26 protein-coding genes are annotated in these 23,584 nt (G+C 41.4%); 24 read left to right on the forward strand and 2 right to left on the reverse strand.

The genetic code is table 11. The annotated features are described in order from the left end of the window. Nucleotides 1-162 precede the first annotated feature (162 nt). From OC529_RS10010 to yaaA, 6 genes are all read left to right on the forward strand, one after another. On the forward strand, nt 163-2,859 hold the full coding sequence (locus tag OC529_RS10010; RefSeq protein ID WP_262082072.1) for a cation-translocating P-type ATPase: 2,697 nt from the start codon (nt 163-165) through the stop codon (nt 2,857-2,859). Nucleotides 2,860-2,871: 12 nt separating this feature from the next. Continuing rightward, on the forward strand, nt 2,872-3,663 hold the full coding sequence (yghU, locus tag OC529_RS10015) for a glutathione-dependent disulfide-bond oxidoreductase (protein ID WP_262082073.1): 792 nt from the start codon (nt 2,872-2,874) through the stop codon (nt 3,661-3,663). Nucleotides 3,664-3,778: 115 nt separating this feature from the next. Next, nucleotides 3,779-4,189 (forward strand): peptide deformylase, encoded by a 411-nt coding sequence (locus OC529_RS10020; RefSeq protein ID WP_083989349.1) that lies wholly within the window; start codon nt 3,779-3,781, stop codon nt 4,187-4,189. An 11-nt stretch (nt 4,190-4,200) separates the two neighbouring features. After that, a complete protein-coding gene (locus tag OC529_RS10025) occupies nt 4,201-5,796 on the forward strand; it encodes a hypothetical protein (protein ID WP_262082074.1) in 1,596 nt (531 codons plus the stop codon). A gap of 177 nt (nt 5,797-5,973) precedes the next feature. Beyond that, nucleotides 5,974-6,138, forward strand: a complete 165-nt coding sequence (locus OC529_RS10030; protein ID WP_049511965.1) for a YczI family protein — start codon at nt 5,974-5,976, stop codon at nt 6,136-6,138. A 78-nt stretch (nt 6,139-6,216) separates the two neighbouring features. Continuing rightward, entirely contained in the window at nt 6,217-6,945 is a 729-nt protein-coding gene (gene yaaA / locus OC529_RS10035) for a peroxide stress protein YaaA (protein ID WP_173283218.1), read from the forward strand. A 126-nt stretch (nt 6,946-7,071) separates the two neighbouring features. Here yaaA and OC529_RS10040 read toward each other — a convergent pair whose 3' ends face one another. Further along, nucleotides 7,072-7,620, reverse strand: coding sequence for an NADPH-dependent FMN reductase (locus OC529_RS10040; RefSeq protein ID WP_173283216.1), 549 nt, complete (start codon nt 7,618-7,620; stop codon nt 7,072-7,074). Nucleotides 7,621-8,040: 420 nt separating this feature from the next. Here OC529_RS10040 and OC529_RS10045 point away from each other — a divergent pair, with 420 nt between their 5' ends. The 17 genes from OC529_RS10045 (at nt 8,041) to OC529_RS10125 (ending at nt 20,244) form a co-directional block, all read left to right on the forward strand. Beyond that, on the forward strand, nt 8,041-9,237 hold the full coding sequence (locus tag OC529_RS10045; RefSeq protein WP_262082075.1) for an MFS transporter: 1,197 nt from the start codon (nt 8,041-8,043) through the stop codon (nt 9,235-9,237). A 292-nt stretch (nt 9,238-9,529) separates the two neighbouring features. Next, nucleotides 9,530-10,018 carry a DUF5590 domain-containing protein gene (locus tag OC529_RS10050; protein WP_262082076.1) on the forward strand — a complete coding sequence of 163 codons (489 nt, stop codon included), beginning with the start codon at nt 9,530-9,532 and terminating at the stop codon, nt 10,016-10,018. Next, on the forward strand, nt 10,015-11,202 hold the full coding sequence (locus OC529_RS10055) for a pyridoxal phosphate-dependent aminotransferase (protein ID WP_262082077.1): 1,188 nt from the start codon (nt 10,015-10,017) through the stop codon (nt 11,200-11,202). Before OC529_RS10050 ends, OC529_RS10055 begins: the two co-directional genes overlap by 4 nt. Next, a complete protein-coding gene (locus OC529_RS10060) occupies nt 11,195-11,560 on the forward strand; it encodes a VOC family protein (RefSeq protein WP_218764233.1) in 366 nt (121 codons plus the stop codon). The genes OC529_RS10055 and OC529_RS10060 overlap by 8 nt, the downstream gene beginning before the upstream one ends. Nucleotides 11,561-11,579: 19 nt before the next feature. Beyond that, nucleotides 11,580-12,923, forward strand: coding sequence for an asparagine--tRNA ligase (gene asnS, locus OC529_RS10065; protein ID WP_262082078.1), 1,344 nt, complete (start codon nt 11,580-11,582; stop codon nt 12,921-12,923). 152 nt (nt 12,924-13,075) lie between these two features. After that, a complete protein-coding gene (gene rpsF / locus OC529_RS10070) occupies nt 13,076-13,366 on the forward strand; it encodes a 30S ribosomal protein S6 (RefSeq protein WP_001151785.1) in 291 nt (96 codons plus the stop codon). Between the two features lie 11 nt (nt 13,367-13,377). Then, nucleotides 13,378-13,848 (forward strand): single-stranded DNA-binding protein SsbA, encoded by a 471-nt coding sequence (gene ssbA, locus OC529_RS10075; RefSeq protein ID WP_000609606.1) that lies wholly within the window; start codon nt 13,378-13,380, stop codon nt 13,846-13,848. Nucleotides 13,849-13,879: 31 nt separating this feature from the next. Next, on the forward strand, nt 13,880-14,119 hold the full coding sequence (rpsR, locus tag OC529_RS10080) for a 30S ribosomal protein S18 (protein ID WP_000068664.1): 240 nt from the start codon (nt 13,880-13,882) through the stop codon (nt 14,117-14,119). A gap of 150 nt (nt 14,120-14,269) precedes the next feature. Next, nucleotides 14,270-14,773 carry a GNAT family N-acetyltransferase gene (locus tag OC529_RS10085; RefSeq protein WP_262082079.1) on the forward strand — a complete coding sequence of 168 codons (504 nt, stop codon included), beginning with the start codon at nt 14,270-14,272 and terminating at the stop codon, nt 14,771-14,773. A gap of 82 nt (nt 14,774-14,855) precedes the next feature. Further along, complete coding sequence (locus OC529_RS10090) at nt 14,856-16,256, forward strand: bifunctional Cof-type HAD-IIB family hydrolase/peptidylprolyl isomerase (protein WP_262082080.1); 1,401 nt, start codon at nt 14,856-14,858, stop codon at nt 16,254-16,256. 1 nt (nt 16,257) lies between these two features. Continuing rightward, entirely contained in the window at nt 16,258-16,617 is a 360-nt protein-coding gene (locus OC529_RS10095) for a S1 RNA-binding domain-containing protein (protein ID WP_000689593.1), read from the forward strand. Nucleotides 16,618-16,670: 53 nt separating this feature from the next. Further along, nucleotides 16,671-17,420 (forward strand): tRNA1(Val) (adenine(37)-N6)-methyltransferase, encoded by a 750-nt coding sequence (locus OC529_RS10100; protein ID WP_033685376.1) that lies wholly within the window; start codon nt 16,671-16,673, stop codon nt 17,418-17,420. Further along, nucleotides 17,410-17,697: a GIY-YIG nuclease family protein gene (locus tag OC529_RS10105; protein ID WP_218757479.1), complete on the forward strand. Its 288-nt coding sequence runs from the start codon at nt 17,410-17,412 to the stop codon at nt 17,695-17,697. Before OC529_RS10100 ends, OC529_RS10105 begins: the two co-directional genes overlap by 11 nt. A gap of 82 nt (nt 17,698-17,779) precedes the next feature. Then, complete coding sequence (locus OC529_RS10110; RefSeq protein WP_262082081.1) at nt 17,780-18,715, forward strand: manganese-dependent inorganic pyrophosphatase; 936 nt, start codon at nt 17,780-17,782, stop codon at nt 18,713-18,715. Between the two features lie 86 nt (nt 18,716-18,801). After that, nucleotides 18,802-19,314 carry a YiiX/YebB-like N1pC/P60 family cysteine hydrolase gene (locus tag OC529_RS10115; RefSeq protein WP_262082082.1) on the forward strand — a complete coding sequence of 171 codons (513 nt, stop codon included), beginning with the start codon at nt 18,802-18,804 and terminating at the stop codon, nt 19,312-19,314. Next, nucleotides 19,298-19,948 carry a DUF1803 domain-containing protein gene (locus OC529_RS10120; protein ID WP_262082083.1) on the forward strand — a complete coding sequence of 217 codons (651 nt, stop codon included), beginning with the start codon at nt 19,298-19,300 and terminating at the stop codon, nt 19,946-19,948. Before OC529_RS10115 ends, OC529_RS10120 begins: the two co-directional genes overlap by 17 nt. A 101-nt stretch (nt 19,949-20,049) precedes the next feature. After that, nucleotides 20,050-20,244: a CsbD family protein gene (locus tag OC529_RS10125; protein ID WP_262082084.1), complete on the forward strand. Its 195-nt coding sequence runs from the start codon at nt 20,050-20,052 to the stop codon at nt 20,242-20,244. Nucleotides 20,245-20,289: 45 nt separating this feature from the next. On the opposite strand, the gene OC529_RS10130 is transcribed toward OC529_RS10125, so the two are convergent. Next, nucleotides 20,290-21,735 carry a UDP-N-acetylmuramoyl-L-alanyl-D-glutamate--L-lysine ligase gene (locus OC529_RS10130; RefSeq protein ID WP_262082085.1) on the reverse strand — a complete coding sequence of 482 codons (1,446 nt, stop codon included), beginning with the start codon at nt 21,733-21,735 and terminating at the stop codon, nt 20,290-20,292. A 105-nt stretch (nt 21,736-21,840) separates the two neighbouring features. Here OC529_RS10130 and OC529_RS10135 point away from each other — a divergent pair, with 105 nt between their 5' ends. After that, nucleotides 21,841-23,463 (forward strand): oligosaccharide flippase family protein, encoded by a 1,623-nt coding sequence (locus OC529_RS10135; RefSeq protein WP_262082086.1) that lies wholly within the window; start codon nt 21,841-21,843, stop codon nt 23,461-23,463. The last annotated feature ends 121 nt before the right edge of the window (nt 23,464-23,584 follow it).

Below are 23,584 nucleotides of genomic sequence, written 5' to 3' on the forward strand. Positions count from 1 at the left end.
GATAGTGTCGTCATTCCGAATTTTATACTGAAAAGTATGCTTTCCGGCACTATCTTAAACAGCGAGACTTGTTATGATTAACAGGTCTCTTTTTGTTTGTCGTGAAAAGATACGATGAGAAAAAGAGAGCCTGTTTTGCACACAATGTCAAGGAGGAGACACATGTCAAAAGAACAAAAACGCCAAGCGTTTTACACTCAAAGTCCTGAAGAGGTCTTGCAGGCTGTGGATGCGACCGAGCAGGGTCTTTCATCTAGCGAAGCGCAGAAACGCCTTGCCGAATTTGGCCACAATGAACTCGAAGAAGGCGAGAAACGATCAATCCTGGTCAAATTCATCGAGCAATTTAAGGATTTGATGATTATCATCCTAGTTGCGGCAGCAATCTTGTCAGTCGTGACTTCTGGTGGGGAAGATATCGCAGATGCCATTATCATCCTAGCCGTGGTTATCATCAATGCTGCCTTTGGTGTTTACCAAGAAGGAAAAGCAGAAGAAGCTATCGAAGCCCTCAAATCCATGTCTAGTCCAGCTGCCCGCGTTCTTCGTGATGGTCATATGGCTGAGATTGATTCTAAAGAATTAGTACCAGGTGATATCGTCGCTCTCGAAGCTGGTGATGTTGTACCAGCAGACTTACGTTTGCTAGAAGCCAACTCTCTTAAAATCGAAGAAGCTGCCCTGACAGGTGAGTCTGTTCCAGTCGAAAAAGACTTGACAGTCGAGCTTGCGACAGATGCTGGTATTGGTGACCGTGTCAACATGGCCTTCCAAAACTCAAATGTGACCTATGGTCGTGGTCTTGGTGTTGTTGTCAATACAGGGATGTACACGGAAGTTGGTCATATTGCTGGCATGCTCCAAGATGCGGATGAGACGGATACACCACTCAAACAAAACTTGAACAACCTTTCTAAGGTTTTGACCTATGCAATCTTGGTCATTGCCCTTGTTACTTTTGTAGTTGGTGTCTTTATCCAAGGGAAAAATCCACTTGGTGAGTTGATGACCTCTGTTGCCCTTGCTGTTGCAGCCATTCCAGAAGGTCTCCCAGCTATCGTAACCATCGTTCTTGCCCTTGGTACTCAAGTTTTGGCCAAACGAAACTCTATCGTTCGTAAGTTGCCAGCAGTAGAAACCCTTGGTTCAACTGAAATCATTGCTTCTGATAAGACTGGTACGCTGACTATGAACAAGATGACCGTTGAAAAAGTCTTCTACGATGCAGTCCTACATGACTCAGCTGACGACATTGAACTGGGTCTTGAAATGCCCCTTCTTCGTTCAGTTGTTTTGGCCAATGATACGAAAATCGATGTGGAAGGCAATCTAATTGGTGATCCAACCGAAACAGGCTTTATCCAGTATGCTTTGGACAAAGGTTATGATGTTAAAGGATTTTTAGAGAAATATCCTCGTGTGGCTGAGTTGCCATTTGATTCTGAACGTAAGCTCATGTCAACAGTTCATCCACTTGCAGATGGACGCTTCCTCGTAGCTGTTAAAGGTGCGCCAGACCAACTTTTGAAACGTTGTATTCTTCGTGACAAAGCTGGGGATATTGCTCCGATTGACGAAAAGGTTACAAACCTCATCCATACAAACAACTCTGAAATGGCCCACCAAGCCTTGCGTGTCCTAGCAGGTGCCTATAAGATTATTGATAGCATTCCAGAAAACCTGACTTCTGAAGAGCTTGAAAATGATTTAATCTTTACTGGTTTGATTGGGATGATTGACCCTGAACGTCCTGAAGCTGCTGAGGCTGTTCGTGTGGCTAAGGAAGCTGGAATTCGTCCAATCATGATTACGGGTGATCACCAAGACACTGCAGAAGCTATTGCCAAACGTTTGGGAATCATTGACGCAAACGATACAGAAGGACACGTTTTAACTGGTGCTGAACTCAACGAACTGTCAGATGAAGACTTTGAAAAAGTAGTTGGCCAGTATTCTGTTTATGCGCGTGTGTCTCCAGAGCATAAGGTTCGTATCGTCAAGGCATGGCAAAAACAAGGTAAGGTCGTTGCCATGACAGGTGACGGTGTCAATGATGCGCCAGCTCTGAAAACAGCAGACATCGGTATTGGAATGGGAATCACTGGTACAGAGGTTTCTAAGGGTGCATCTGACATGATTCTTGCAGATGATAACTTTGCGACTATTATCGTCGCAGTTGAAGAAGGACGTAAGGTCTTCTCAAACATTCAAAAGACCATTCAGTACCTACTTTCTGCCAATACTGCTGAAGTATTAACTATCTTCCTATCAACCCTCTTTGGTTGGGATGTCTTACAACCAGTTCATCTCTTGTGGATTAACTTGGTAACGGATACTTTCCCAGCTATCGCTCTTGGGGTTGAACCTGCTGAACCAGGTGTTATGACCCACAAACCGCGTGGACGCAAGGCGAGCTTCTTCTCAGGTGGTGTCATGAGTTCTATCATCTATCAAGGTGTACTCCAAGCAGCTATTGTTATGAGTGTTTATGGTCTTGCGATTGCTTACCCAGTACATGTGGGTGACAATCATGCCATTCATGCAGATGCCCTAACTATGGCCTTTGCAACCCTTGGTTTGATTCAGCTCTTCCATGCCTACAATGTGAAATCTGTTTACCAATCCATCTTGACAGTTGGCCCATTCAAGTCTAAGACCTTCAACTGGTCTATCTTGGTATCCTTCATCCTTCTCATGGCAACAATCGTCGTAGAACCGCTTGAAGGAATCTTCCACGTAACCAAACTAGACTTGTCACAATGGGGAATCGTTATGGGCGGAAGCTTCTCAATGATTATTATCGTCGAAATTGTTAAGTTTGTTCAACGTAAACTTGGCTTTGATAAGAATGCGATTTAAGGGAGGTTTCGGATGTCAGCATATCAATTACCGACCGTATGGCAGGATGAAACTAGTAATCAAGGAGCTTTTACGGGACTAAACAGACCAACAGCAGGCGCCCGTTTCGAACAAAACTTGCCAAAAGGAAAGCATCCTTTTCAACTTTATTCACTGGGAACACCAAATGGTGTGAAGGTCACTATCTTATTGGAAGAATTACTAGAAGCTGGTTTTGAGCAAGCGGCTTACGACTTGTATAAGATTGCTATCATGGATGGGGATCAATTCGGTTCAGACTTTGTAAAGCTCAATCCAAATTCAAAGATTCCAGCCTTGTTGGACCAGTCAGGGACTGAAAATGTAAGAGTCTTTGAGTCTGCTCATATTCTCCTTTATCTTGCTGAGAAATTTGGAGCCTTTTTACCAAGCAATCCTGTGGAAAAGGTAGAAGTTTTGAATTGGCTATTCTGGCAAGCAGGTGCTGCACCTTTTCTAGGTGGGGGATTTGGACATTTCTTCAATTATGCTCCTGAAAAATTGGAATATCCTATTAACCGTTTTACGATGGAAGTGAAACGCCAGTTGGATTTATTGGATAAGGAATTGGCTCAGAAGCCTTATATTGCAGGTAATGACTATACGATTGCAGATATTGCTATCTGGTCTTGGTATGGCCAGTTGGTTCAAGGAAAACTTTACCAAGGTTCTGCAAAATTCTTAGATGCCTCAAGTTACCAGAATTTAGTAAACTGGGCAGAAAAAATTGCCAATCGTCCAGCTATTAAGCGTGGGATGGAAGTAACTTATAAAAAAATTAAATAGAAAAAAAGTCATCTTCGGATGGCTTTTTACTACAGTTGAGGGAAAGGGCTTGCAGTTATCGGCTTTTGTGCTATAATTGCTATAATATAGTAAACATCAAGAGGAGTGTGAGGAAGTGGAGAAGAAAATTGTAAAGGATATTTTGTTTTTATCTCAGGTGTCTCAGCCAGCAAGTCAGGAAGACCTTTATCTTGCTAGTGATTTACAGGATACGCTTTTAGCAAATAGTGAGACTTGTGTCGGTTTAGCTGCCAATATGATTGGGGTGCAGAAGCGCGTGATTATCTTTAATCTTGGCTTGATTCCCATGGTCATGTTTAACCCAGTGCTCCTGTCATTTGAAGGACCTTATGAGACAGAGGAAGGTTGTTTGTCCTTGGTAGGTGTGAAACCTACTAGGCGTTATGAAACTATAAGGGTTGCCTATCGTGACAGCAAGTGGCAGGAACAGACCATTACCTTGACAGGCTTCCCAGCTCAGATTTGCCAGCATGAACTGGATCACTTGGAAGGACGAATCATTTAGGAGGAAAGCAAATGAAACGAATAGTCTTTGAACTTATTTTTATCGCAACGACCTGGTATATCTTTTTACCGCCCCTTAACCTGACCAGCTGGGAATTTCTCTTTTTCTTCTGTGGGCATTTGCTGGTTGTAGCAGTCTTATTTGGCTTTGGCAAGGGAATCAATCTGGTCAAAACGGTTCATGTGCGCCACGGCAAGGCAGAAGCTGCCTTAAATCTTGAAGGTTTCAAAATCAATCGGTTAGGGAAAATCCTTTTAGCTTCTATTGGAGGAATTCTTCTCTTGGCAGCCTTGGTTTCCTTGGTGACTTCTAGCATTTTTCAGGCTAAAAATTATGCCAATGTAGTCACGGTCACGGAAAAAGACTTTACTGAATTTCCTAAGACTGACACCAGTAAGGTTCCTATTTTAGATAGAAGTACTGCTGAAAAAATTGGGGACCGCTACTTGGGTTCCCTAACGGATAAGGTGTCGCAGTACGTAGCGGCAGATACCTATACTCAATTGACAATTGATGGGAAGCCTTATCGGGTTACACCCTTAGAATACGCAGACCCTATCAAGTGGTTTAACAATCAGGCCAAGGGAATCGGCGAGTATATCAAGGTGGATATGGTAACCGGGAATGCAGACTTGGTGGACTTGAAGACACCAATCAAGTATTCTGACTCGGAGTATTTTAACCGTGATGTCAAGCGTCACCTACGCTTGAAGTACCCAACTAAAATCTTCAAGACTCCATCTTTTGAGGTGGACGATGAGGGCAATCCTTTCTATGTAGCAACGGTTTACCAAAAGCAATTTGGGCTTGCAGTTCCTCGTCCCGTTTCAGTCATTATCTTGGATGCCACAAATGGAGACACCAAGGAATACAGCTTGGCAGATGTTCCAGAATGGGTGGACAGGGTCTATCCAGCTGAGGAAACCATTGAGCAAATCAACTACAACGGAAAGTACAAGGATGGTTTCTGGAATGCTATGATTTCCAAGAAAAACGTGACCCAGACTACCAAGGGATATAATTATTTGTCTATCGGTAATGACATCTACCTCTACACAGGTGTGACATCGGCCAATGCAGATGAGAGTAATCTTGGTTTCATTCTTGAAAATATGCGAACAGGAGAAATCACGAAGTATAGCTTGGCTTCTGCGACTGAAGAATCAGCCCGTGAATCAGCCGAAGGTGCTGTTCAAGAGAAATCCTACAAGGCAACCTTCCCAATCCTCATCAACCTTAATGACAAGCCTTTGTACATCATGGGCTTGAAGGACAATGCTGGTTTGGTCAAAGAGTATGCTTTGGTGGACGCAGTCGAGTACCAAAATGTTATCGTAGCTACTACAGTGGAAGAGCTGCTCAGCAAGTACGCTAATAAAAACGACCTTGAAATTGATAATTCAACAACTGAAAGTATCAAGGGTGTGGTGGCAGACCTCAAATCAGCTGTTATCAAGGGCGACACCGTCTACTTCTTTAAAGTTGATGGTAAGATATACAAGGTCAAGGCCTCTGTATCAGATGACCTTCCTTACCTTGAAAATGGTAAAACCTTCGAAGGTCAAGTAGGAAAAGACAACTATCTCAAGACCTTTAAAGTACAGTAATACTCTTCGAAAATCTCTTCAAACCACGTCAGCTTTATCTGCAACCTCAAAGCTGTGCTTTGAGCAATCTGCGGCTAGTTTCCTAGTTTGCTCTTTGATTTTTATTGAGTATAAAAAAGGTTTATTTAAAAATATATGTTATAATAAGGTAAATTAAGCCTAATGGAGGACAAAGAAATGGGTTTTTATTTGATGCTTGCTTCAATGCTACTCGGACTGCTTGCTTTGAAGATAGGTTTTTCTCAGTTCAAGGAGAAAAAAGATAAATTCTTATCTATCTTAACAAGTTTAGCTGGGCTAGCCCTTGTTCTCGTGGCTGTCTGGTTAGGATGGCCAAAATAAATAGAGAAACCTCGGTCAAACCGAGGTTTTTCAGATGAATTTCTTGGTTGTGGCTAAAAAATATGCTACACTATCAATATGAAAATTTTAATCCCAACAGCAAAAGAAATGAACACAGACTTGCCAAGTATTGAAGCCGCTCCTTTAAAACCAGAAAGTCAGGCTGTGCTGGATGCCTTGGCCCTCTATTCTGCTAGTCAATTGGAGAGTTTTTACAAGGTATCAGCCGAGAAGTCTGCGGAAGAATTTCAAAATATCCAAGCTTTGAAAAGGCAAACTGCTCAACACTATCCAGCCTTGAAACTTTTTGATGGGCTGATGTATCGCCATATCAAGCGAGATAAGTTAACCGAGGCAGAACAAGCCTATCTTGAAAATCATGTCTTCATTACCTCGGCTTTGTACGGTGTTATTCCAGCCTTGTCACCTATGGCACCTCACCGTTTGGACTTTTTGATGAAGTTGAAAGTCGCTGGTAAGACTTTGAAGAGCCATTGGAAGGCAGCCTATGATGAAGCTGTGAAGCAGGAAGAAATGATTTTCTCTCTCTTGTCATCAGAATTTGAAACTGTATTTTCTAAGGAAATTAGAGAAAAAATGGTGACTTTCAAATTCATGGAGGATAGAGGTGGTCAGCTGAAAATTCACTCAACTATTTCTAAGAAAGCCCGTGGTGCCTTCCTGACAGCCCTGATAGAAAATCAAGTACAGACGGTCGATGAAGCTCGTCGATTAAGTTTTGCAGAATTTAACTACCGAGAAGATTTGTCACAGCCACAGGAATTGGTTTTTGTAAAGGAAGTATAGAAATCAGATATTTTGTATTTGGCAATATGTATCATCAGCTATTTTAGTTTATAAATGAGAAAAAAAGCGAACAAGCTAGTATTCTGAGTGTCAGAAAAGTAGTCTTGTTCGCTTTTATTATATTAGTTACTTGATAGCATTAACCAAGTCTTCCGCTTGTTTTTCAAGTGAGTTTAGGACTGTTTCTTCTAGAACCAATTTTCCATCTGCCCAAGCAGAGTCATTAACACGTGCAGCCGTGAAATCACCAACGACTTGTGTACGGATAAATGGCAAGAGGTCTTTATAGATAGCAAAGAGTTGATCGTGACCTGCATTGGCTACAGATGATACGGTGACAAACTTGTCTTGAAGAGCAGAAGCGCCGCGTGTATCAGACAAGTCAAGGGCACGAGATAGCCAGTCAAGCAAGTTCTTCACTGTACCAGGGATAGAGAAGTTGTAGACTGGAGAGAAAATCCAGATAGCATCCGCAGCGAGAACTGCTTCACGAGCAGCCGCTACAGCTGGATGAGTTGGAACTTCCAAATCTTGGCTGAAGAGAGGAAGGACTGAATAATCAAGGTAGCTAACTTCCGCTTTACCAGCAAGTGCTTTCTCAGCTTCGAGAGCCATTTGGTGGTTGAAAGAACCTTGACGTAGTGATCCGACGATGAATAATACTTTTTTAGACATGATGTGTCTCCTTTTTCTTAAATTTCCGAGAATCCTCTCGTTGTTATAAAATATATTACAACAAAACAAAAGGACTTGCAAGAAATTTGCTCAGAGTTAATTTGAAAATGATAAAATTGCAGAAATTCTAGTCATTTGCGACTAGAAAAGCAAGAACTGTTTTTTGGATTCTGGTTTGAATTTGATTTTCGAAGAGTATTCTAACATTCTCTTGTAATATGATGACATAAGTGCTAAAATAAACGAAAAAACTCGCAATAGAAACCGCAGAACGGTTATTTTCTGATATCATTTCATAAAAAATTAAAGGAACAATAATGGCATTGAAGAATGCTTCTAAAAAGGGGTGGAGATCATGTAAGGCAAAGATTAACAAGTGACGGACAAAAGAAATAATAATACACTTGTTAAGGAGAAAAGATGTTAATAAGAAATTATCGGAAAAATATTGGCCTGATGGCTGGAGTTGAGTTTTTTGCATTTCTAGGGATTACCAGTTTTTGGATTCTCTTTCTCAGTCAAAACGGAATGTCTCTTTGGCAGATTGGACTTCTGGAAAGTATTTTTCATACGACCAGTCTTCTCTGTGAAATTCCATCTGGTATGTTAGCTGATCGTTATTCCTATAAGACTAACCTTTATTTAAGTCGAATAGCAGGGATTGTGTCTTCTATTCTCATGTTGGCTGGGCAGGGGAATTTTTGGATTTATGCCTTAGCGATGGCGGTAAGTGCCTTGTCTTATAATTTTGATTCAGGAACAAGCGCAGCAATGGTCTATGACTCGGCTGTAGAGGCTGGACTAAAGGAGCGTTATCTATCCATTTCAAGCTTCCTATCAGGGGTGTCGGAAGGAACTCAGTCTTTGGGAACAGTGTTGGCAGGATTTTTTGTCCATGGTCAATTGCACCTGACCTACTATATCATGATTGCGACTTCTATCATAGTTCTTTTCCTGATTTGGATGCTGAAAGAACCTAGTGTCAAGCTAGAAAAAGCTGATAGTGTGACCATGAAACAGATTATTTGGACTGTTAAGGAAGAGTTGGAGCGAAATCCCATGCTGTTCAACTGGATGATTTTGTCTCAGATTGTCGGAGTACTCATGTGCATGTTTTATTTTTACTATCAAAATCAGTTACCAGATTTAAGTAGTTGGCAAATTTCAGCAGTTATGCTACTTGGTAGTCTCTTGAATATCGTCGCAGTCTATCTAGCGAGTAAGATTGGAAAGAAATATGCTGCCTTGAAGCTTTTCCCTGTCCTCGTCCTGCTGACTGGCGTCACTTATATGTTGTCCTACTTTGGAACACCTCTAATCTATATTTTGATTTATTTGATGAGTAATGCTCTATATGCTCTTTTTCAGCCGATTTTTGACAACGATTTGCAAGAGCGGCTCCCAAGTGAAGTAAGGGCAACCATGCTGAGTGTTTACTCTATGATGTTTAGCCTTAGTATGATTGTCTTCTTCCCACTGACAGGGTGGTTGATTGACCATTTAGGCTTTGTAGTAACATTTCTTTATCTAGGATTCTTTTTAGTCATGATTAGTCTTCTACTGGCTATCTTTTTAGGAAAATTGGCTAAAAGAATGGATGAAAAAATTATTTCCTAGATTAAAATAATTTCTGAAAACTTGAGTGCCAAGCTCAGGTTTTTTAATAGGTTGATTTTGGAGCTGTCTTTACTTTTCTTACTCGATTTTAACTAAGAAAAATCAGTTTGCTTTGAAGGAAGAAATAGAATTGGTTGCTTATACTCAATGAAAATCAAAGAGCAAACTAGGAAGCTAGCCGTAAGCTGTACTTGAGTACGGTAAGGCGACGCTGACGTGGTTTGAATTTGATTTTCGAAGAGTATTCTTGCATTCACTTGTAATAAAGCTTAATAGATGGTAAAATAGACGAGTGAAAAAAAGACAAAATAAAGCAAAAAATAATCTACTGTGGCAGTATGGTCTAGGGATGACGATTTTGCTTGTGGTTATCAGTGCTTCCTTTCTGTATCTGGTTTCTCTTGGCATGAAACCTTATCAAACAGCTAAAAGTGAAGGAGAAAAATTAGCTCAGCAGTATGCAGGATTAGAGCAGGCTGATCAGGTTGATTTATACAATGGCTTAGAATCTTATTATAGCGTTCTTGGTCGCAATAAAAAACAAGAAGTACTTGCTGTCCTGATTGGAAAAGATGACCATAAGATTTACGTTTATCAGCTAAATCAAGGTGTTTCACAAGAAAAAGCAGAAGCCGTTTCTAAGGAAAAAGGAGCCGGCGAGATTGACAAGATTATCTTTGGCCGTTATCAAGACAAGCCAATCTGGGAAGTTAAGTCAGGCTCTGACTTTTATCTAGTAGATTTTGAAACAGGAGCATTGGTCAATAAGGAGGGCCTATGAAACTATCCAACCGTGTTTTAGAAATGGAAGAAAGTGTTACTTTAGCTAGTGATGCGAGAGCAAAAAAATTAAAAGCTCAAGGTAAGGATGTCCTTTTCTTGACCTTGGGACAACCAGATTTTCACACTCCTGAAAATATTCAGGATGCAGCAGTTAAAGCTATTCGAGAAGGACAGGCTTCCTTCTATACAGTAGCTTCAGGTCTACCAGAATTAAAAGCTGCAGTGAATACCTACTTCGAGCGCTACTATGGCTATTCTGTCGCAAGTAACGAGGTTACCTTTGCTACAGGTGCCAAGTTTTCCCTCTATACTTTCTTTATGGCTGTAATCAATCCTTTAGATGAGGTTATTATTCCAACTCCATACTGGGTTAGTTATGGAGACCAGGTCAAGATGGCAGAAGGCGTTCCCGTCTTTGTTCCTGCTAAGGAAGACAACCACTTTAAGGTAACTGTAGAGCAGTTAGAAGCAGTTCGCACTGATAAGACCAAGGTTTTGCTTCTCAATTCACCATCTAATCCGACTGGTATGATCTATACTTGTGAAGAATTACTAGCTATCGGAAATTGGGCAGTTGAGCATGACATTCTGATTTTAGCTGATGATATATACGGTCGCCTTGTTTATAATGGAAATGAATTTGTTCCAATCTCAAGTCTATCAGAAGCAATTCGTAAGCAAACCATTGTCATTAACGGTGTATCAAAAGCTTATGCCATGACAGGTTGGCGGGTAGGTTATGCAGTGGGTGACCCAGAAATCATTGCTGCTATGAGCAAATTGACAGGCCAAACAACTTCTAACCTAACTGCTGTTTCACAATATGCAACTATCGAAGCCCTAACTGGACCGCAAGATTCTGTGGAAGTTATGCGTCAAGCATTTGAAGAACGTCTCAATACCATCTATCCACTCTTGTGTGAAGTCCCTGGTTTTGAAGTTGTCAAACCACAAGGAGCTTTCTATCTCTTTCCAAATGTCAAAAAAGCTATGGAGATGAAAGGTTATAGCGATGTAACAGCATTTACAACGGCTATTCTTGAAGAAGTTGGTCTAGCCTTGATTACAGGAGCAGGATTCGGAGCGCCAGAAAATGTCCGCCTCAGCTATGCGACAGACCTAGACACGCTTAAAGAAGCAGTTAAACGCTTGAAAGCATTTATGGGTAGTGAGAATGATTGATCATTTTGAAATTAAGGTAAAGGATTTACAAATTTCAGAAGGATTTTATAAGAGTTTTCTCGCTCCTTTGGGCTATAAATTGGCTTTTAAGACTAGTTCTCTAATCAGTTTTCATGCCCCAAATAGCCCTCATCCTGGTGGTGATTTTTGGCTGGCTCAGGGGACACAAGATCCTATTCACTTTGCTTTTTTAGCAGAAAATAAGGAAGAGGTTCAAGCTTGTTATGAGGCTGGCTTAGAGGCAGGTGGGCGAGACAATGGAGCTCCTGGTTATCGCAGTGAGCATCCGATTTACTACGCTGCTTTTGTGATTGACCCAGATGGGAACAATATAGAAGTGGTTTGCCATAAAGAATAAAAAAGAAAAAGGAAAAACAATGACAAAACGTGTAACGATTATTGATGTAAAAAACTATGTTGGTCAAGAAGTGACGATTGGCGCTTGGGTTGCCAACAAATCAGGAAAAGGGAAAATCGCCTTCTTGCAATTGCGTGATGGAACAGCCTTCTTTCAAGGTGTAGCCTTTAAACCAAACTTTGTCGAAAAATTTGGTGAAGAAGTGGGGCTTGAGAAGTTTGATGTCATCAAACGTTTGAGCCAAGAAACGTCTGTCTATGTGACAGGAATTGTCAAAGAAGATGAACGTTCTAAATTTGGTTATGAGTTGGACATTACAGACATCGAAGTGATCGGTGAATCTCAAGACTACCCAATCACACCAAAAGAACACGGAACAGACTTCTTGATGGACAACCGTCACTTGTGGCTTCGTTCTCGTAAGCAAGTGGCTGTGATGCAAATCCGTAACGCTATTATCTATGCAACTTATGAGTTCTTTGACAAGAACGGCTTCATGAAATTTGATAGCCCAATTCTTTCAGGAAATGCAGCAGAAGATTCAACTGAACTTTTTGAAACAGACTACTTCGGTACTCCAGCCTACTTGAGCCAGTCAGGTCAGCTTTACCTAGAAGCAGGAGCTATGGCTCTTGGTCGTGTCTTTGACTTTGGTCCAGTATTCCGTGCCGAAAAATCAAAAACGCGCCGTCACTTGACTGAGTTCTGGATGATGGACGCAGAGTACTCATACTTGACACACGATGAGTCACTCGACTTGCAAGAAGCTTATGTGAAAGCTCTTCTTCAAGGTGTTCTTGACCGTGCGCCTCAAGCCTTGGAAACCTTGGAACGTGATACAGAGCTCTTGAAACGCTACATTGCAGAGCCCTTCAAACGTATCACTTATGATCAAGCCATTGACCTTTTACAAGAGCATGAAAATGATGAAGATGCTGACTACGAGCATTTGGAACATGGTGATGACTTTGGTTCACCACATGAAACATGGATTTCAAACCACTTTGGTGTGCCAACATTTGTCATGAACTATCCAGCAGCCATCAAGGCCTTCTACATGAAACCAGTTCCTGGAAATCCAGAGCGCGTGCTTTGTGCAGACTTGCTTGCCCCAGAAGGCTATGGAGAAATTATCGGTGGGTCTATGCGTGAGGAAGACTACGATGCTCTTGTAGCTAAGATGGATGAACTTGGTATGGATCGTACAGAGTACGAATTCTACCTTGACCTTCGTAAATACGGTACAGTTCCACACGGTGGATTTGGTATCGGTATCGAGCGTATGGTAACCTTCGCGGCAGGAACAAAACACATCCGTGAAGCTATTCCATTCCCACGTATGTTGCACCGTATTAAACCGTAAGAACAGGAAAACGCCCATGTGGCGTTTTTTCGAATTTCAGAGTTTTTACTTGCGTAAAAAAATTTTTTCTAGTATAATAGTTTATTGTGAGCGAACCTCACTTACCCCTTGCAAAGTCTTGGGGTCATTAGACCAAAAGGAGGAACATATCAATGGCTAAATACGAAATTCTTTATATCATTCGTCCAAACATTGAAGAAGAAGCTAAAAACGCTTTGGTAGCACGTTTTGACTCTATTTTGACTGACAACGGTGCAACTGTTGTTGAATCAAAAACTTGGGAAAAACGTCGTCTTGCATACGAAATCCAAGATTTCCGTGAAGGACTTTACCATATCGTTAACGTTGAAGCAAACGACGATGCAGCTCTTAAAGAGTTTGACCGTCTTTCAAAAATCAACGCTGACATTCTTCGTCACATGATCGTCAAAATTGACGCGTAAGAAGGTAAACTATGATTAACAATGTTGTACTTGTAGGGCGTATGACACGTGACGCTGAGTTACGTTATACCCCATCAAATGTAGCAGTTGCGACTTTTACTCTTGCAGTAAACCGTACATTTAAGAGTCAAAATGGCGAACGTGAGGCTGATTTTATCAATGTCGTTATGTGGCGCCAACAGGCTGAGAACCTTGCTAATTGGGCTAAAAAAGGCTCACTTATCGGGGTGACAGGCCGTATCCAGACTCGTAGTTACGATAACCAGCAAGGACAACGTGTCTACGTGACAGAGGTCGTGGCTGAGAATTTCCAAATGTTGGAAAGCCGTAGTGTGCGTGAAGGTCATACAGGTGGAGCTTACTCTGCCCCAACTGCAAACTATTCAGCACCTACAAATTCAGTACCAGACTTTTCACGTGATGAAAATCCATTTGGAGCAACAAATCCTTTGGATATTTCAGATGATGATTTACCATTCTAATGGACAACTAAAATTATAAAGGAGAAAAAACATGGCTCAACAACGTCGTGGCGGATTCAAACGCCGTAAAAAAGTTGATTACATCGCAGCAAACAAAATTGAATATGTTGATTACAAAGATACTGAGCTTCTTAGCCGTTTCGTTTCAGAACGTGGGAAAATCCTTCCTCGTCGTGTAACAGGAACTTCAGCTAAAAACCAACGTAAAGTAACAACAGCTATCAAACGCGCTCGCGTAATGGCTTTGATGCCTTTCGTAAACGAAGATTAAAGAAAAGACCCGGTTGGGTCTTTTTTTCACGAGCTTTGAAATAAGAGAGCGAGTTTAGGTCCAGTTGGACCTCTTTTTCACGAAATAGTTTTTTTCTGACCTTGGCGTGCTATAATGGTAATAAAAAGAGTAAAGGTGGGTAAGTCAAAGATGAATTGTACGATTAGAAATATGATTAAGTCTGATATTGAATCCTTATCTCATGGATTTATCAATCAAGGTTGGCCTGGTAGAGAGGAAATTTTGGCTAGATATTTTCTGGAACAGGAAAGTGGGGAGAGAGAAGTCTTAGTTGCAGAGATTGATGGTGCTGTAGCGGGCTACGTTACCATTTTGCCCTCTGCTAAACATGGTCCTTTTGCAGAAGTCTATCCAGAATTATCAGATTTTAATGTGTTTGAACCTTTTCGAAATCAAGGGATTGGGAGTCAACTGCTAGAAGAAGCAGAAAATCGAGTTAAGTTTTTTTCAGACAGAGTGACGTTGGGTGTAGGTTTGCACTCAGGCTATGGACCTGCCCAGAGATTGTACATCAAACGAGGCTATATTCCAGATGGTTCAGGCGTTTGGTATCGAAATCAGCCGTTGGAAATGAATGCTACTATTCAAAATAATGATGATTTAGTTCTGTACTTATCCAAGAAGTTCGAATAAGAGATAGCGAATTTCTTTGAAAATAGGGGATTTAGCTACTTTATGGTATAATGGAAAGAGTTAGATTGAAAGAGGTAGTGAGATGGATGCGAAATTAAGATACAAGGCAAAGAAAATCAAGATTGTCTTTTTTGATATTGATGATACATTGCGAAATTCCAAGACGGGTTTTATTCCAACTTCAATCCCAGTTGTTTTTAAGCAATTACGTGAGAAAGGAATCTTGACAGGTATTGCTTCTGGACGAGGGATTTTTGGTGTCGTTCCGGAGATTCGTGAACTCAAGCCTGACTTTTTTGTGACCCTGAATGGGGCTTATATCGAAGATAAAAAAGGTCAGGTCATTTATCAGTATCAGATCGAGAAGTCAGATGTTGAGGAGTATATTTCTTGGGCCAAGCAAGAGGGAATTGAGTATGGTTTGGTTGGGAGTCATGATGCCAAGTTGTCGACTCGCACCGATATGATTAGTGAAGCTATCAATCCAATTTACCCTGATTTGGATGTAGATCCTGATTTCCATGAAAAAGTAGAGATTTATCAGATGTGGACTTTTGAAGATAAAGGAGATGACTTGCACTTGCCTGACAGTCTCTCAGACAAACTTCGCATGGTTCGTTGGCATGAGCATTCGTCTGATATTGTGCTGATTTCAGGCTCCAAAGCGACGGGTGTGGAAAAGGTTGTGGAACACCTTGGCTTGAAACCAGAGGACGTCATGGTTTTTGGAGATGGACTCAACGACTTGGAACTCTTTGATTATGCTGGAATCAGCGTTGCCATGGGAATTTCTCATGATAAAATCAAAGAAAAAGCAGATTATATTACAAAAACACTAGAAGAAGATGGCATTTTTGATGCCTTAGAAGGATTTGGTATGGTAGAAAAAGACTTGCATTTCCCACAAGTAGACATTGAAACAGCAGAAGGTCCTATCGCGACTATTAAGACCAATCACGGAGACTTGCGTATCAAGCTCTTCCCTGAACATGCTCCTAAAACTGTGGCTAACTTTGTTGCACTTTCAAAAGATGGCTACTATGATGGAGTCATTTTCCATCGTATTATCAAGGACTTTATGATTCAAGGTGGAGATCCAACTGGAACTGGTATGGGAGGCGAGTCCATCTACGGCGAATCATTTGAGGATGAATTCTCAGAAGAACTTTACAATATCCGTGGTGCCCTTTCTATGGCCAATGCTGGTCCAAATACCAACGGCAGCCAGTTCTTTATCGTCCAAAACCAACACCTGCCTTATTCTAAGAAAGAAATTGCTCGTGGTGGTTGGCCAGAACCGATCGCAGAAATCTATGCCAACCAAGGTGGAACCCCTCACCTAGACCGCCGTCACACGGTTTTTGGTCAGCTAGCTGATGAAGCTTCTTACGCTGTCTTGGATGCCATTGCTTCTGTTGAGACAGGGGCTATGGACAAGCCAGTTGAAGATGTTGTGATTGAAACAATTGAAATTGAGGACTAAGATGAAAATCGGTGATAAGCTAAAGGGCCGTATTACAGGGATTCAGCCCTACGGTGCCTTTGTTGAGCTAGAGACAGGTGATACGGGTCTGATTCACATTTCAGAGATTCGGACTGGCTTTATTGAAAATATTCATGAAGCCTTGAAAGTCGATGAAGAGGTTCAGGTTCAGGTAGTGGATTTAGATGAATTTACAGGGAAAGCTAGTCTTTCTATCCGCACTTTGGAGGAAGAAAAGCACCAGTTTCCGAGACGGAGACGCTTTTCAAGCGACCGTTTTAACTACGGCTTTGCGCCTCTTAAACGAATGATGCCAATTTGGACTAGAGAAGCCTTGCACTATTTGAAAAAGAAGAAGTAGTTTAGAATTTTATATTTTTTGTAATGTTAATATAAATCTGCTATAATAGAACCATGGAAGAAGAACAATTATTAAAATCAGGGGAGCGAATTAACCAGCTCTTCTCAACAGATATCAAAATTATTCAAAATAGAGAGGTTTTTAGCTATTCGGTAGATAGTGTTCTCTTGTCACGCTTTCCACGTTTCCCTAAAAAGGGCTTGATTGTGGATTTCTGCGCTGGAAATGGAGCAGTGGGGCTATTTGCTAGCACTCGAACTCAGGCACAGATTTTGGCTGTTGAGATTCAGGAGCGTTTGGCGGATATGGCTGAACGCTCTGTCCGTTTGAATGGTTTGGAAGAGCAGATGGAGGTCATCTGTGATGATTTGAAAAATATGCCTGCTTACATCCAGGGAAGTAAGGTGGATATGATTTTGTGTAATCCGCCCTATTTTAAGGTGGATCCTCATTCAAACCTGAACGAGAGCGAACATTACCTCTTGGCGCGCCATGAAATCACGACCAATTTGCAGGAAATCTGTCGCAGTGCCCAGAGTATTCTCAAGTCTAATGGACGGTTGGCTATGGTTCATCGTCCTGACCGTCTTCTGGATATTTTGGATACCTTACAACGGCATAATCTAGCCCCTAAGCGCCTGCAGTTTGTTTATCCAAAGCGGGAAAAAGAAGCCAATATGCTTTTGATTGAGGCTATCAAGGATGGCTCGACAAGTGGCTTTAAGGTCTTGCCACCTCTCATTGTCCACAATGATGATGGCTCTTACACGCCGGAACTCGAAGAGATTTATTATGGATCATAAGGCTTATATGTACGTGCTGGAGTGTCGTGATGGCTCCTACTATACAGGTTATACGACTGACGTGAGAAAACGCCTTGCTGTCCACAATAGTGGGAAGGGAGCCAAATATACACGAGCACGCTTGCCAGTCAAACTTATCTATGCTCAAGGTTTTGCCAGTAAGGAAGAAGCCATGTCAGCTGAAGCCCTTCTCAAGCGTAAGAAGAGACCACAGAAGGAGCAATTTTTATCTGAAAATCAAGATAGAAATTTACTCAGTTATTTTGAAGAATCGTGAGGAGTCCTTTGACTCCTCTTACTTTTGTCAAAAAGCGAAAAAAATGCTACAATAAAGAGAATAAACAAAATGAGGTATTATCATGTCTAAGATTCTAGTATTTGGTCACCAAAATCCAGACTCAGATGCCATCGGGTCATCTGTAGCCTTTGCCTACCTTGCAAAAGAAGCTTACGGTTTGGATACGGAAGCTGTTGCCCTTGGAACTCCAAATGAAGAAACAGCCTTTGTCTTGAACTATTTTGGTGTGGAAGCACCGCGTGTTATCACTTCTGCTAAAGCAGAAGGTGCAGAGCAAGTTATCCTGACTGACCACAATGAATTCCAACAATCTGTATCAGATATTGCTGAAGTAGAAGTTTATGGTGTTGTAGACCACCACCGTGTGGCTAACTTTGAAACCGCAAGCCCACTTTACATGCGTTTGGAGCCAGTTGGATCTGCGTCTTCAATCGTTTACCGTATGTTCAAAGAACATGGTGTAGCTGTACCTAAAGAGATTGCTGGTTTGATGCTTTCAGGTTTGATTTCAGATACTCTTCTTTTGAAATCACCAACAACACACCCAACAGATAAAGTCATTGCTCCTGAATTGGCTGAATTGGCTGGTGTAAACTTGGAAGAATATGGTTTGGCAATGTTGAAAGCTGGTACCAACTTGGCTAGCAAATCTGCTGACGAATTGATTGACATTGATGCTAAGACTTTTGAATTGAAAGGAAATAATGTCCGTGTTGCTCAAGTAAACACAGTTGACATCGCTGAAGTTTTGGAACGCCAAGCAGAAATTGAAGCTGCAATGCAAGCTGCTAACGCAGCAAACGGCTACTCTGACTTTGTCTTGATGATTACAGATATCGTCAACTCAAACTCAGAAATCTTGGCGCTTGGTGCCAATATGGGCAAAGTCGAAGCGGCTTTCAACTTCAAACTTGAAAACAATCATGCCTTCCTTGCTGGTGCCGTTTCACGTAAGAAACAAGTGGTACCTCAATTGACTGAAAGCTTCAATGCTTAAGAGTTTGAGTGTTAATTCAAATTAGGAAAGGCTAGTTTGCCTTATATCGAAAGGAGTTTCGGCTCCTTTTTTTCTAGGAGTGAAGTATGTTAGAAAATGGCGATTTGATTTTTGTGAGAGATGAGTCAGATATGGGACAGGCTATCCAGATTTCAACAGGCAACTATAGCCATGTTGCCATTTATTTGGATGAGATGATTTACCACGCTAGTGGAGAATTTGGTGTGGTCTGTCAGGAACCAGCAGACTTCTTTGAGCCCAATCATTTGTACGACATCTATGTTTACCCAGAAATGGATATCCAGTCTGTGAAGGAAGAAGCTTGCAAACATCTTGGAGCACCCTACAATGCTTCTTTCTATCCAGATGAAGCTGGTTTTTACTGTTCCCAGTACATGGCAGAAATTCTCCCCATTTTTGAAACTATTCCCATGAAATTTGGGGATGGGAAGCAAGAGATTAGTGATTTTTGGAGGGAGTATTACAGAGAATTAGGTCTTCCTGTTCCTCTGAACCAAGCTGGGACCAATCCTAGTCAGTTGGCAGCATCGCCTCTGTTAGAATGTAAAGAAAGGAATCTTCATGATTCAGATTTTTAATCCCTCTCGTTTGACGAGACAGCCATTTTTTGGAGAATTGATCCGCTATCTGGACCAGCATGATGATGTTATTTTGAGAGAAATTAAGGCTCAATTTCCAGATGTGGCAGTTGATAAACTCATGGAAGAGTATATAAAGGCAGGCTTGATTCTACGGGAAAATAAGCGCTATTACCTCAATCTTCCTATGCTTGAATCACTCGATAGTCTCGAACTGGATCAAGAGATTTTTGTCAGCGAAGATAGTCCGGTCTATCAAGCCTTGTTGGAGCAGACTTTTGAGACAGAATTACGAAATCAAACCAATGCTGCTATTTTAGTTGAAAAGACGGACTTTGCGCGGACTAAAATGACCCTGTCCAATTATTTCTACAAGGTCAAACAGCAGTATCCTTTGACAGAAAAACAGCAGGAACTTTATGACATTTTAGGAGATGTCAATCCTGAGTATGCTCTCAAATACATGACAACTTTTTTGTTGAAATTTCTCAAAAAAGATCAACTGATGCAGAAACGCCGTGATATCTTTGTGGACAGTTTAGTCGTTCTAGGCTATATTGTCCAAAAGGAAGATGGGAAGTATGAGTTGGCTATCGATTTTGATAAGGAAAGATTAACTTTCTACTTGGCGTGATTTCTTGTTTCTGAGCAAATTGTTTGACTTCCCTTAGTATTCAGTATAAACTATATGTAACCGGTAACATATATCGGAATAAACCCAAAGGAGACAATCATATGTCACTTGAAAACAAATTGGAACAAGCAACAGGCACTATCAAAGAAGGTTTTGGTAAAGTTACTGGAGACAGCAAGACAGAACTTGAAGGAGCTGTTGAAAAAACAGTTGCTAAGGCAAAAGAAGTAGTTGAAGATGCTAAAGGTGCCGTAGAAGGTGCCGTTGAAGGTTTGAAAAACGTTTTTACTAAATAATAGTAAAAAATCAAGGGTTTCGTTTTCCCTTGATTTTTTCTATTCTTATAAATAATTTTCTGCTACGGCGGCATCTCCTGGATAGGCTTCTTTTTTTCCTTGGACGATTTGGTAGCAATCAGCTCCCTTACCAGCAATAATCACAGCATCGAGTTCTTGTTCAGTGATGGTCATTGCCACCTTGATGGCCTCTTGGCGATTCGCAATTTTTTCAACAGGATGATTGATGTAGCTACTGATTTCATCTGCAATGGTCATTGGGTCTTCATAATTGGGGTCATCAGCAGTCAAAAAGACTTGAATCTCAGGGTGTTGATTAAGGAGGAGGCCAAAGTCCTTACGACGGTTTTCTCCCTTGTTTCCAGTAGCCCCCAGAACCAGAGCAATCTTTCCAGTTTGATGAGTTTCAACCACATTGATGAGTTTTTTGAGACTGTCCCCATTGTGGGCGTAGTCGATGAAAACCTTGGCTCCATTTTTCTGGGTGAGGACTTCCATACGACCAGGAACGCGGGTTGCAGCGATTCCTTTTTTGATGTCCTCAAGACTGGCTCCGAGACGGAGGCAAGCAAGTCCAGCAGCAACGGCATTTTCTTGGTTGAAGTTACCAATGAGTTGAATATCATAATCTCCAGAGAGTTTACCCGTAGCTGAAAAGCTAAAGGCTTTGGAATTCTCGATTTGATTATTTGATTGGCTACCATAGAAATCATGGTCTTGATCTGCCACTTGTTCTTTCAAGACAGAGAAGTGGTCCATGTCACTGTTAATGATGACTGCTCGGCTATTTTCCATCAAAAGACGCTTGTGGTAGAAGTAGTCTTCAAAGCTAGGGTGTTCAATCGGGCCGATATGGTCTGGAGTGATGTTAAGAAAGGTTCCTACATCAAAGGTCAGACCATAGACTCTATGGACTAGATAGGCTTGACTAGAGACTTCCATTACGAGATGGGTTCTTCCATTCTTAACAGCTTGAGCCATCATGTCAAAGAGGTCGATATTTTCAGGTGTTGAGAATGAAGATTTAAAGAAAGTTTTGCCATCTAAAGTCGTATTCATGGTTGACAAGAGGGCGGTTGGGTGGCGTTGAGATAGGATGTTGTAAGCAAAGTAAGCTGCTGTTGTCTTACCTTTAGTACCAGTAAAGGCAAGGAGTTTGAGTTTTTTCTGTGGATTGCCATAAAACTCCATGGCAATCAAACTCATGGCTTTCTTTATATCGTTCACAATGATGACAGGGATACCGACTTCGTAGTCTTTTTCAGCAACATACCAACCGAGCCCTTGAGAGATGGCTGAAAGCAGAAATTCCTTCTTAAAGGCAGCACCTTTAACGAAAAAGAGGCTCTTTTCTTTAGCCTTGCGGCTGTCATAGCAGATGGTGTCAAATACGACATGGCTGTAGTTGTAGTGATAGTGTCCTTGGTCGATAATCTCGCGGAAGAGACCATCTTTCTTTAATATATCTAATACGGTTTCAATCTTTATCATACTTTCTATTGTAAACCGAAAGTCGCAAATTTACAAGTAACAAGGAAAAGTTTATAATGGAAGATAAGGAGTTTTTCCTAGTTATCAAAATTGAATGAGGAATCTATGTCGCACGAAAACAATCACCAGCAGGCCCAGATGTTACGGGGGACTGCTTGGTTAACGGCTAGTAACTTTATCAGTCGCCTGCTTGGGGCTATTTACATTATCCCTTGGTACATCTGGATGGGGTCTTATGCGGCTACAGCCAATGGTCTCTTTACCATGGGCTATAATATCTATGCCTGGTTCTTACTGGTTTCAACAGCGGGTATCCCAGTTGCGGTGGCCAAGCAAGTTGCCAAGTACAATACCATGCGAGAAGAAGAGCATAGCTTTGCCCTGATTCGGAGCTTTTTAGGCTTTATGACAGGACTAGGCCTGGTTTTTGCTTTAGTCTTGTATATCTTTGCTCCTTGGCTAGCAGATTTGTCGGGTGTAGGGAAAGACCTGATCCCAATTATGCAGAGCTTGGCTTGGGGAGTCTTGATCTTCCCATCTATGAGTGTTATCCGAGGATTTTTCCAAGGGATGAATAACCTCAAACCTTATGCTATGAGTCAAATTGCTGAGCAGGTCATTCGTGTTATCTGGATGCTCCTAGCAACCTTTATCATTATGAAGCTTGGTTCAGGAGATTACCTAGCAGCCGTTACTCAATCCACTTTTGCTGCCTTTGTCGGCATGGTCGCCAGTTTTGCAGTCTTGATTTATTTCCTTGCCCAAGAAGGTTCACTCAAAAGAGTTTTTGAAACAGGAGATAAGATTAACAGTAAGCGTCTTTTGGTTGATACCATTAAGGAAGCCATTCCTTTTATCCTGACAGGGTCTGCCATCCAGCTCTTCCAGATTTTGGACCAGCTGACCTTTATCAATAGTATGAGCTGGTTTACCAACTACAGCAATGAGGACTTGGTTGTCATGTTTTCTTATTTCTCAGCCAATCCTAATAAAATCACGATGATTTTGATTTCTGTTGGGGTTTCGATTGGGAGTGTAGGCTTGCCGCTTTTGACAGAAAACTATGTCAAGGGGGACTTGAAGGCAGCTTCTCGTCTCGTTCAGGACAGTCTCACCCTACTCTTTATGTTCTTGCTACCAGCAACGGTTGGAGTGGTTATGGTAGGAGAACCTCTTTATACAGTCTTCTATGGCAAGCCAGACAGTTTGGCTATGGGCTTATTTATCTTTGCAGTTTTGCAGTCTATTATTTTAGGCTTGTACATGGTCTTGTCCCCCATGCTTCAAGCCATGTTCCGCAACCGCAAGGCCGTTCTCTATTTTATCTATGGTTCTATTGCCAAGCTGGTCTTGCAACTGCCTACCATCGCCCTTTTCCACAGTTATGGTCCCTTGATTTCAACAACCATCGCTCTTATCATTCCTAACGTCTTGATGTATCGGGATATTTGTAAAGTAACGGGTGTTAAGCGCAAGGTGATTGTGAAGCGAACCATTTTAATCAGTTTGCTGACCCTAGTCATGTTTTTGTTAATAGGAATCATCCAGTGGCTGTTAGGATTTTTCTTCCAACCAAGTGGACGTTTGTGGAGCTTCTTTTATGTAGCTCTTGTCGGTGCCATGGGTGGAGGAGTATACGGAGTCATGAGTCTCCGTACTCGTTTATTGGATAAGGTGATTGGAAAAGCCCAAGCAGATCGCATGCGAGCAAAATTTAATCTTTCGTAAGATAGCATTTATAAATAAAAGGAATAAGTTGAACAATCTTTTAGGAGAACTTGAAACTTATTCCTTTTTTAGCGTCAAAATAGCTAAAATTATCTTTTGAAAGTAGAAGATGAGGTCTTTT

The sequence above is a fragment of the Streptococcus sp. Marseille-Q5855 genome (assembly GCF_946901985.1).
In the GTDB taxonomy this organism is placed as follows: Bacteria; Bacillota; Bacilli; order Lactobacillales; family Streptococcaceae; genus Streptococcus.

Coding starts and splice junctions, on each gene's coding strand:
- OC529_RS10030 (WP_049511965.1), top strand. CDS start 5,974: ATGGGTTTTTATTTGATGCTTGCTTCAATGCTACTCGGACTGCTTGCT.
- OC529_RS10060 (WP_218764233.1), top strand. CDS start 11,195: ATGATTGATCATTTTGAAATTAAGGTAAAGGATTTACAAATTTCAGAA.
- OC529_RS10090 (WP_262082080.1), top strand. CDS start 14,856: ATGGATGCGAAATTAAGATACAAGGCAAAGAAAATCAAGATTGTCTTT.
- yghU (WP_262082073.1), top strand. CDS start 2,872: ATGTCAGCATATCAATTACCGACCGTATGGCAGGATGAAACTAGTAAT.
- OC529_RS10100 (WP_033685376.1), top strand. CDS start 16,671: ATGGAAGAAGAACAATTATTAAAATCAGGGGAGCGAATTAACCAGCTC.
- OC529_RS10130 (WP_262082085.1), bottom strand. CDS start 21,735: ATGATAAAGATTGAAACCGTATTAGATATATTAAAGAAAGATGGTCTC.
- OC529_RS10125 (WP_262082084.1), top strand. CDS start 20,050: ATGTCACTTGAAAACAAATTGGAACAAGCAACAGGCACTATCAAAGAA.
- OC529_RS10040 (WP_173283216.1), bottom strand. CDS start 7,620: ATGTCTAAAAAAGTATTATTCATCGTCGGATCACTACGTCAAGGTTCT.
- OC529_RS10085 (WP_262082079.1), top strand. CDS start 14,270: ATGAATTGTACGATTAGAAATATGATTAAGTCTGATATTGAATCCTTA.
- OC529_RS10120 (WP_262082083.1), top strand. CDS start 19,298: ATGATTCAGATTTTTAATCCCTCTCGTTTGACGAGACAGCCATTTTTT.
- rpsF (WP_001151785.1), top strand. CDS start 13,076: ATGGCTAAATACGAAATTCTTTATATCATTCGTCCAAACATTGAAGAA.
- OC529_RS10095 (WP_000689593.1), top strand. CDS start 16,258: ATGAAAATCGGTGATAAGCTAAAGGGCCGTATTACAGGGATTCAGCCC.
- OC529_RS10045 (WP_262082075.1), top strand. CDS start 8,041: ATGTTAATAAGAAATTATCGGAAAAATATTGGCCTGATGGCTGGAGTT.
- OC529_RS10115 (WP_262082082.1), top strand. CDS start 18,802: ATGTTAGAAAATGGCGATTTGATTTTTGTGAGAGATGAGTCAGATATG.
- OC529_RS10135 (WP_262082086.1), top strand. CDS start 21,841: ATGTCGCACGAAAACAATCACCAGCAGGCCCAGATGTTACGGGGGACT.
- OC529_RS10110 (WP_262082081.1), top strand. CDS start 17,780: ATGTCTAAGATTCTAGTATTTGGTCACCAAAATCCAGACTCAGATGCC.
- OC529_RS10105 (WP_218757479.1), top strand. CDS start 17,410: ATGGATCATAAGGCTTATATGTACGTGCTGGAGTGTCGTGATGGCTCC.
- asnS (WP_262082078.1), top strand. CDS start 11,580: ATGACAAAACGTGTAACGATTATTGATGTAAAAAACTATGTTGGTCAA.
- ssbA (WP_000609606.1), top strand. CDS start 13,378: ATGATTAACAATGTTGTACTTGTAGGGCGTATGACACGTGACGCTGAG.
- yaaA (WP_173283218.1), top strand. CDS start 6,217: ATGAAAATTTTAATCCCAACAGCAAAAGAAATGAACACAGACTTGCCA.
- OC529_RS10010 (WP_262082072.1), top strand. CDS start 163: ATGTCAAAAGAACAAAAACGCCAAGCGTTTTACACTCAAAGTCCTGAA.
- rpsR (WP_000068664.1), top strand. CDS start 13,880: ATGGCTCAACAACGTCGTGGCGGATTCAAACGCCGTAAAAAAGTTGAT.
- OC529_RS10025 (WP_262082074.1), top strand. CDS start 4,201: ATGAAACGAATAGTCTTTGAACTTATTTTTATCGCAACGACCTGGTAT.
- OC529_RS10055 (WP_262082077.1), top strand. CDS start 10,015: ATGAAACTATCCAACCGTGTTTTAGAAATGGAAGAAAGTGTTACTTTA.